This is a genomic window from Sphingomonas sp. 1185 (genome assembly GCF_040544655.1).
Classification (GTDB): domain Bacteria; phylum Pseudomonadota; class Alphaproteobacteria; order Sphingomonadales; family Sphingomonadaceae; genus Sphingomonas.
This window is the reverse complement of sequence record NZ_JBEPKL010000028.1, coordinates 45,964-54,532: the sequence shown is the minus strand read 5'-3', so window position 1 is coordinate 54,532 and position 8,569 is coordinate 45,964. Positions and strand designations below refer to the sequence as shown.

The 8,569-nt window shown below is 67.7% G+C and carries 6 protein-coding genes, 1 tRNA gene and 1 rRNA gene; 4 read left to right on the top strand and 4 right to left on the bottom strand.

All coding sequences use genetic code 11. The features are described 5' to 3' along the window. Positions 1-139: 139 nt before the first annotated feature. Together rrf and ABIC44_RS16005 are read left to right on the top strand one after the other, a co-directional pair. Positions 140-254: ribosomal RNA gene (rrf, locus tag ABIC44_RS16010) — 5S ribosomal RNA — on the top strand. A 58-nt stretch (positions 255-312) separates the two neighbouring features. Next, positions 313-389: transfer RNA gene (locus tag ABIC44_RS16005), tRNA-Met, on the top strand. Positions 390-539: 150 nt separating this feature from the next. On the opposite strand, the gene ABIC44_RS16000 is transcribed toward ABIC44_RS16005, so the two are convergent. The 4 genes from ABIC44_RS16000 to ABIC44_RS15985 all read right to left on the bottom strand — a co-directional run bounded on the left by ABIC44_RS16000 (position 540) and on the right by ABIC44_RS15985 (position 6,262). After that, positions 540-1,136 carry an antibiotic biosynthesis monooxygenase gene (locus ABIC44_RS16000; RefSeq protein WP_354296525.1) on the bottom strand — a complete coding sequence of 199 codons (597 nt, stop codon included), beginning with the start codon at positions 1,134-1,136 and terminating at the stop codon, positions 540-542. A 66-nt stretch (positions 1,137-1,202) separates the two neighbouring features. Next, a complete protein-coding gene (locus ABIC44_RS15995) occupies positions 1,203-3,248 on the bottom strand; it encodes a M13 family metallopeptidase (RefSeq protein WP_354296524.1) in 2,046 nt (681 codons plus the stop codon). A 117-nt stretch (positions 3,249-3,365) separates the two neighbouring features. Continuing rightward, the gene (locus ABIC44_RS15990) at positions 3,366-4,913 is read right to left on the bottom strand and encodes a GMC family oxidoreductase (protein WP_354296523.1); all 1,548 of its coding nucleotides are present in this window, start codon (positions 4,911-4,913) and stop codon (positions 3,366-3,368) included. Then, complete coding sequence (locus ABIC44_RS15985) at positions 4,910-6,262, bottom strand: alpha/beta hydrolase (RefSeq protein ID WP_354296522.1); 1,353 nt, start codon at positions 6,260-6,262, stop codon at positions 4,910-4,912. The genes ABIC44_RS15990 and ABIC44_RS15985 overlap by 4 nt, the downstream gene beginning before the upstream one ends. A gap of 195 nt (positions 6,263-6,457) precedes the next feature. On the opposite strand from ABIC44_RS15985, the gene ABIC44_RS15980 reads away from it, so the two are divergent. Together ABIC44_RS15980 and ABIC44_RS15975 are read left to right on the top strand one after the other, a co-directional pair. Beyond that, the gene (locus tag ABIC44_RS15980) at positions 6,458-7,027 is read left to right on the top strand and encodes a Dps family protein (protein WP_307100895.1); all 570 of its coding nucleotides are present in this window, start codon (positions 6,458-6,460) and stop codon (positions 7,025-7,027) included. Between the two features lie 31 nt (positions 7,028-7,058). Further along, complete coding sequence (locus tag ABIC44_RS15975) at positions 7,059-8,564, top strand: FAD-dependent oxidoreductase (protein ID WP_354296521.1); 1,506 nt, start codon at positions 7,059-7,061, stop codon at positions 8,562-8,564. The last annotated feature ends 5 nt before the right edge of the window (positions 8,565-8,569 follow it).

Genomic DNA, 8,569 nt, shown 5'->3' with positions numbered 1-8,569 from the left:
GCTTGAGAGCTCCACACCCCCACCATCAGCCCTGGGCTGATAGACTGAGGGTGCGGTCATCAATACAGCCAGTGCACGCATCGATTTTATACCCAATCCCCCGCCCACAAAGCGGGGTCAGTATTCGCGGACTCTATTGCCTGGTGGCCATAGCGTCGGTGTCCCACCCGATCCCATCCCGAACTCGGCCGTGAAACCCGACTGCGCCAATGGTACTACTGCTCAAGCAGTGGAAGAGTAGGGCGTCGCCAGGCATTATAGTCCGCGTATACACAAAACCCATTCACTTGTCCTTGCCCCTATACCCAGTGTCGCGGGGTGGAGCAGCCCGGTAGCTCGTCAGGCTCATAACCTGAAGGCCGCAGGTTCAAATCCTGCCCCCGCAACCATCGCTATAGAACTCGACACGCCGCCCTCACGGGCGGCGTTGTCGTTTATGGCGTACGCCACCAGCGACGCTACGCTCGCAACCAACTCCGCTGCGGGACCTTCCGGTTCATCCGGATAGATCGTCACGCTCGCGATAAGCCGCGCGTGTGTCAGGTCCTCAGATGGCCGGAGCCGTTCTGAAGCAGCCAGAAACGGGTGTGTCGTTGCAGGCGCGGCAGGATCACCCATTGCAGGGTTGCGGTGAGCAGCAGGGACGAGGGGAGCAGTTGCAGGGGCAGGGGGGCCTCCTTCACCACCATGCGCACGCTCAGGCTGACGATCAGGAGGACCGGGAAGACCGTTAGCCACGTCGTCACGAAACGCTTCCACCTGCTGGCGCTGGCGTCGCTCGGCAGTTCGAAGCGGACGGCGTTGCCGGTGCCGATCTGGTCAAGCGCGGTGGAATAGTCATCGGCCATCGCCGCATGCGCGACAAAGGCGGGGCTGTTGCGCCAGGCTTCCGCCGTGCCACGATCGTCGAAGCGGAGGAGGAGATGCTGAAAGCCCGCCGTCTGGCCCAGCCGGATGCTGGCGCGAAAGCCCGGTTTCGCGCGGGCCAGCCGATCCAGTTCGGCGGCCCATCGCTCGAAATCCTCCTCATGCCCCGCACGGATGGCGCGGCTGGTCACGATGGTCGCGGTCTCTTCGGGATCGAGTGGCATGGCGGGGAGAACGTCCGGATGGCCGTCTCGTTTCTGCCCGGGCATCGGTCACGGGCCATGCCGCGCCCCATGCGCCTGCGATGCCGAAGGCGCATGGGGGCGTGTCGCCATTTACCAGATATGGACCCGCTTTTCGGGCGTCAGGTAAAGCGCCTGCCCCGGCTGGACGTCGAAGGGCGCATACCAGGCGTCGAGATTGCGGACCGTCAGGACCCGCCATGGCGCGGGGGCATGGACGTCGGTCGCGATTCGGGCGCGCAGCGCCTTGTCGCGCATCTTGGTCCGCCAGCTCTGCGCAAAGGCCAGGAAGAATCGCTGGTCGCCGGTCAGCCCGTCGATGACCGGGGCGGGCTTGCCCCCGAGCGAGGCGCGATAGGCTTCGTAGGAGGCGGTGAGTCCGGCGACATCGGCGATATTCTCGCCCAGTTCCTGCTCACCGTTGAGGTGGAGCCCGGGCAAGGCCTCATAGGCATTGTATTGGGCGACCAGCGCCTGGCCCGCGCCCTCGAACCGCTTGAGGTCGGCAGGCGTCCACCAATTGTGCAGCCGCCCGGTCGAGTCGAAATCGGCACCCAGATTGTCGAAGCTGTGGCTGATCTCATGCCCGATCACCGATCCGATCGCGCCATAATTGGCCGCCGCGTCGAACCGGGGATCGAAATAGGGACTCTCCAGGATCGCGGCCGGAAAGTTCAGCGCATTCTGGAGCGGCAGGTTGACCGCATTGACCGTCTGCGGCGTCATCCACCATTCGCCGCGATCGACCGGCTTGCCGAGCTTGGCGAGGTGATAGCGATAGAGCGACAGCCGCGCCCGCTGCGCATTGCCGACGGGATCGTCGGCGCGCACCGCGAAGGTCGGGTAATTCCACCAATGGTCGGGATAGCCGACCCCGACCTTGAGCACCGCCAGCTTGGCTCTCGCCTCCGCCTTGGTGGCGGGCGCCATCCAGTCGAGCGCGGCGATGCGGCGGTCGAAGGCGGCGACGATGTTCGTCACCATATGCTGGATCTCGACCTTGGACGAGGCCGGGAAATAGCGGCGGGCATAGATCTTGCCCACCGCCTCGCCGAGCGCGCCGTTGACCGCCGCGATGCCGCGCTTCTCGCGCGGTTGCTGTGCGGGCGTGCCGGTCAGCGTGCGGCCGTAAAAATCGAAGGACGCGTCGTCGATCGCCTTGGGCAGCGAGCCGGTGATCTGGTTGATCATGTGGAAGGCGAGCCAGTCGCGCCAGCTTTGCAGCGGCTCGCTGGCGACGAGCGCGGACAGCTTGGTGATCGCGCCGGGTTGCCAGGCGATGAAGTCGCGCTGGCTCGCGGGCACGCCAGCCGCCGTCCAGAATGCGGCCCAGTCCAGGCCCGGCGCGCGGGTGGCGAAGTCGGCGCGGGTCCAGGGATTGTCGCCCTTGTGCGCATCCTGGCTGGCGATGATGTCGGCCTGGGCCGCCGCGATCTTCTGTTCGAGGGCGAAGATGCGGTCGGCGCGGGCTTGCGGATCGGACAGCCCGGCCAGTTGCAGCAACTGGCCCAGATAGGCGCGATAGGCGGTGCGGATCTCCGCCATCTCGGGCTTGTCGGACAGGTAATAGTCGCGGTCGGGCAGGCCGAGCCCACCCTGCATAAGATAGGGGACATTGCGTGTCGGGTGGTTGAGATCCTGGCTGACGAACAGGCCGAACAGGTCGTTGGTGCTGGCGTAATTGTTGTTGTTGAACGGATCGGTATCGGCGCGCATCGCGGCACCGATCGCGCGCGACAGGCCATGTTTGTCGCGGATCGCGGCGATCGCGGCCAGGCCGGGCTGGATCGGCTTCAGCCCGCGCGCCTCGATCCCGGCGGTATCGGTATAGGCGGCATAATAGTCGGCGATCCGCTGCTCGTCGCTGCCCGGTGCGCCACGGACGGCCGCGGCCCCCTTGATGATCGCGGCGTTGCGCGCCTCGGCGCGGAGCGAGACGTCGAGCCCGACGCCGATCGAGGAGCGGTCGGCGGGGATCTGGGCAGTCTTGCGCCAGGTGCCATTGGCGTAAGTGTCGAAATTGTCGCCGGGCTTGACCGCCCCGTCCATCAGCGCCTTGTCGACGCCCGAGAGGGCGCCGGTCTGGGCGACGGCAGCGGTGGAGGCGAGCAGGACGAGCGAGAGCGCGAGGCGTTTCATGGTGTTTCCGGATTCAGACAGGGTTGCTGACCGATGGAGCACCCCTTGCCCCGCTCCCGTCAAGGGGCCGTGCCGAATGTGACAGGGAAGACATGCTGGCGGGCCCCGCGCCCGTCGTCACGCCTGTCCCCGCGATGATGCCAGGAACCGGTCGGCGGTGCGCAGCGACAGCGCCATGATGGTCAGCGCGGGGTTGGCGGCCAGCGCGCTGGGGAAGACCGAATTGTCGCAGATCAGCAGGTTGGGGATGTCGAAGCTGCGGCCATCGGCATCGACCACCGCCTCGTCGCCATCATCGCCCATGCGGCAGGTGCCGATGGTGTGGGCCGAGCGGTCGACCGCGAAGATGTCGCTGGCCCCCGCAGCGTCCCAGATGGCGGTCATGGTGCGCCGCGAATGCGCATCAATGGCGCGCTCGTTCGCCTGATAGCTGAAGTCGATCCGTGCCTTGCGCTGTCCGAACGCGTCGGTTTCGTCCGACAGGGTCAGGCGGTTGTCGGTATGGGGCAGGCACTCGCCATTGATGCCGATCCCCGCCATCCGGTTATAGTGGCGCAGCGTGTCCTGAAGCCGGTCCCCCCACATGCCCGCGCCCCGCGCCAGCCCGGTCGCCAGATTGACGGGCAGCACGCCCAGGCTCTGGATCAGATAGCCGCCCGCGAAATCCGCATCGCCGGGGCGCATCATGTCCTCGGTGATGATCGAGGAGGGATAGCCGCGATTCATCCGCATCTCGGCGTCGAACCGGCCCCAGACCTGGGTGGCGACATGCGCCATGAAGTTGCGCCCGACCTGTCCGCTGGAATTGGCGAGGCCGAGGTTCAGCAGCAGGCGCGGCGTCTCCACCCCGCCCGCGCACAGGAACACCGCGCGGCAGCGCTGGCGGCGGTCCTCGCCGTCCCGGCGATAGACCACGGCGTCGATCCGCCCCTGATGGTCGCGATCGAAGGACAGCACGCGGCATCCGGCGCGGATCTCGGCGCCGTGCGCGACGGCATAGGGGAGATAGCTGGTGTCCATGCTGGTCTTGGACGCGTTGCGGCATCCCTGGTGGCAGGTGCCGCAATTCACGCAGGCCTGGCGCTGCCCCCAATAGGGCTGGTCCCGGTCGCGCGACACCAGCGCGGCAGGCGCATCGGTCGCGGTGATGCCCAGTGCCGCGCAGCCCCGCGCCATGGCGTCGGCCGACGCGTTGCGCGCCACCGGCGGATAGGCATAGCGGCGGCTATCGTCCCATGGATAATGCGCGGGGCCGGAGACGCCGGTGAACGCCTCCACCTCCTCAATATAGGCGATCAGCTCGGCATGGGGGACGGGCCAGTCCGCGCCTTGCCCGGTCATCGTGCGGAGTTGCAGGTCGCGGGGATCGGGCCGGGGGCAGAAGGCGCCCCAGTGCAACGTCGATCCGCCCACTCCCATGCCCGAATTGTTCGAGCCGAAGGCGGTGGGATCGGCGCCGCCGCTCAGCCGCTCCTCCATCCAATAGATATTGGCGGCCACCTCGTCGGCGACATGCTCGTCGGGGCGAAAGGCGCGACCCGCCTCCAGCGCGACGACCGACAGCCCCGCCTTGGCAAGGCGCGCGGCCAGCGGCGCGCCGCCCGCGCCGGTGCCAATGACCACCGCGTCGACCATGTCATGCTCGGCATAAGGGGGGCGGCTCATGCGGTCGTCTCCGTGGCGTGCTGCCAGCGTTCAGCATCGTTGGCGGCGGTGCGGGCATAGCCCTGTTTGCGGGGGCCATCGCCGCCGACCGCGAAGCCGTCATAGCCGATGGCAGCCATCGCGGCGGGCGAGGCCATCCATTGCCGCACGATCTCCGCGCGGACGTCCTGGAACCACAGGGCCATCTGGTCGGGCGTGAGCCGGTCGGGCCCAGACGCCATATCGACATATCCGGCATCGATCCGCTTCAGCCATTCGGCCTGCGCCGCATGGTCCAGCGTGACGAACCCGCCGGTCAGCGCGTCGAGCGTCGCCAATCCCTGTGCCCATGCCACCCGATCCGGCGGCAGGTCGGCGAAGCGCCAGCCATCGCCGGGGCCATGGACCGCCGCACCGACATGGCGGGCGAGGTCGCGATCGGCCCCCCGGTCGGGCAGGACATGCGCGATCAGCGCCGCGACCAGGCCCAGCTGCGCCTCCGACCAGCCGCATTGTTCATCGGATACCGGCCGCGTCCGCTCCAGCATCGCGGCGCGGGTCCGGCGGCTGACCCGGTCGGAGCCCAGGATATGGACGAACCCGGCGGGAAGGATCGACCCGGTGAGCGAGGCGGCGTGATCGGCGATCAGCGCGGCCAGCGCCTCGGGCTGTTCATAGGGGATCAGGTGCGCGGCACCCTCGACCACGCGCATCTCGGCATGGCGATAATGCGGCCGGTTCAGCCGGGCCTGCGCATCCTCGCCCAGATCGCCATCCTCCGCGCCCGCCACGATCAGCGCCGGGATGGTGATGGAGCCTGCCTGTCGGCTCCAATCCTCACGGCTGCCGCGCTCCAGCCAGCCCAGCCATGCCTCGCGGCTCGACCGACGGACATCGGCGATCGCCTGTTCGCGCAGCGGCGAGGGCAGCGGCCGGGCGGTGTTGGCGTCGACAAAGGTCTCGGCATCGGCCTGTCCGACCGGGCCGTCCGACACCCAGCCGATCATCTGGGCGCGACGGTCATCGTCCATCGGCTCGGGGGCGGGCGGGGAGGCGGCGACCAGCACGACCCCGACGACACCGGCCAGCCCCTGCTCGCCCGCCTGCGCGCGCGCGGCGACCAGGGTGGCGATCTTGCCGCCCATGCTGTGCCCGACCAGGATGCACGCGGTCAGCCGGTGGCGGCGTATCGTGTCCGCCAGATCGTCCGCCATCGCGGTGACATCGGCATAGCCCTCGTCGCTTCGCGCACCGAACCCCGGCAGGTCGAGCGCGAGGCTGGGCAGATGGCCGAACTGGCGGCGTACCAGATCCCATTCCCCGCTGCTGGCGCCGAGTGCGTGAAGAAAAACCGATATGGGTTGGGTCATGCGGTCTCGCCCGGATAAATCCCATGCTGGACGTCGCAAAAGCCGGAGCGTTCCCGCCCAAACCGACCGTATCGAAATTAATTTGGATCATGATCGCCGCGATTTTTGTTCCCGCCGTCTTGTCGATAATTTCATGGAACCCTGCGCGGGAACAAGCGCTTCGGAACGAAGATCATTGCAGAGTGGAGTGACATCGTGACCGATACCGACCAAGCGCAGCCGCAGTACAAGATCGACTATCGCGAAATCCAGCCGTTCGGCACGTTGAAAGACCTTCCCCTCGGCCTGTCCGAAAATGCCCGCAAGCAAAGCGTGTCGATCCTGAACCAGGTGCTGGCTGACACGATCATGCTGCGCGACCTGTACAAGAAGCATCATTGGCAGATGTCGGGCGCGACCTTCTATCAACTGCATCTGCTGCTCGACACCCATTATGAGAAGCAGGCCGAACTGGTCGACATGGTGGCCGAACGTATCCAGGCGCTGGGCGGCATCAGCATCGCGACGCCGCATGACGTGGCCGAGATGACCAAGATTCCGCGCCCGCCGCGTGGCCGCGAGGATGTGCCGACCATGCTTGCGCGGCTGCTCGAGGCGCACAAGATCGTTCTGGAACAGGCGCATGAAGGCGCCAAGACCGCCGATGAATCGGGCGACGACGGCACCAATGACCTGCTGGTCAGCGACATCATCCGCACCGGCGAGCCGCAGGTCTGGTTCATCGGCGAGCATCTCGCCGCGACCGAATTGCAGCGCGCGGACTGATCCGGACGACCTACGGGAAAAGGGTGAGGCGATGGCGGACCATGATCTGGCGAAAGGCATCGCCTCCACCGATCTGGAGGAAGGGCGGATCCTTGCCGGGGTCGTGGACGGACAGGACGTGGTCCTGGTCCGCCATCGGGGCCGTGTCTGCGCCCTTGCGGGCATTTGCACCCATTTGAAGGCGCCGCTTGCCGACGGGATCGTCGCCGACGGCACGCTCCGCTGCCCCTGGCACCATGCCCGTTTCGACGTGGAGACGGGCGAGGCGGTGGGCGCACCTGCCTTTGCTCCGCTCGACCGCTTCACGGTGGTCGAGGAGCAGGGGCGGGTCCGGGTCGAGGGGCCCGCGCCACGGGTTGAGGCCGCACCGGCGAAGACCGGGCGGAGGATCGGCCGGGTCGTCATCATCGGTGGCGGCGGGGCGGGCCATGCCTGTGCCGAGATGCTGGCGCGACACGGCGCGGATGCGACGGTGACGCTCCTGTCGGACGAGCCGGGCGCGCCCTATGATCGCACCTTCTGTTCCAAACAATATCTGGCGGGCAAGGCGGATCGCGACGACACCGCGCTCCCGTCGCCGGGCGAGGGGGTGACGGTGCGGACCGGGGTGGCGGTGACGCGGATCGACCGCGATGCCGGGGCGGTCGTGCTCGGTGACGGCGAGCGTGTGGCCTATGACATTCTGGTCCTGGCGACCGGATCGGCCGCCGTCCTGCCCGATTTCTACGGCGCGAACCGGGACGATGTGCATGTCGTGCGAGGCCTGGCCGATGCCGACCGGCTGATCGCCGCGCTGGCAGGCGCGGCGCGCGCGATCGTCATCGGATCGAGCTATGTCGGGCTGGAGGTCGCGGCCTCGCTGGTCGCGCGCGGTCTGGAGGTGGCGGTGGTGTCCGACTCCGACCTGCCGCTGGAAAAGACCGCCGGGCCGGAAGTCGGCGCGATGATCCGCGATCTTCACCAGTCCAAGGGCGTGACCTTCCACCTCAACCGCCGCGTCGCGCGCTGGGACGGGCATGCCGCGACGCTCGACGATGGCAGCCGGGTCGAGGGCGATCTGCTGGTCGCCGGTATCGGTGCCACGCCCCGAACCGAGCTGGCCGAGGCGGCCGGGCTGACGCTGGCCGCCGAGGAAGCGGGGGGCGGGGTGCAGGTCGATGCCTGCTTGCGTACCTCCGATCCCGCCATCCATGCGATCGGCGACATCGCCAGCGTGCCCGATCCCCGGCTGGGCCATCCGATCCGCGTCGAGCATTGGGTGGTAGCACAGCGCATGGGCCAATGGCTTGCTCGGCACCTGATGGGCGAGGGCGCAGCGGAATATGCCGAAGTGCCGTTTTTCTGGTCGGGCCATTACGACCTGAGCCTGCGCTATGTCGGCCATGTCGCATCGACTGAAGACCGGGCAATCGACGGTGACGTTGCCGGACGAGACTTCGTGGTGTCCTTTGCCGAGGAGGGGCGCGAGCGGGCGGTCTTGACCGCCGGGCGTGACGTTCTGGCGCTGGAGAAGGAACATCGCTGGGAGCGCGACTAGCGCGC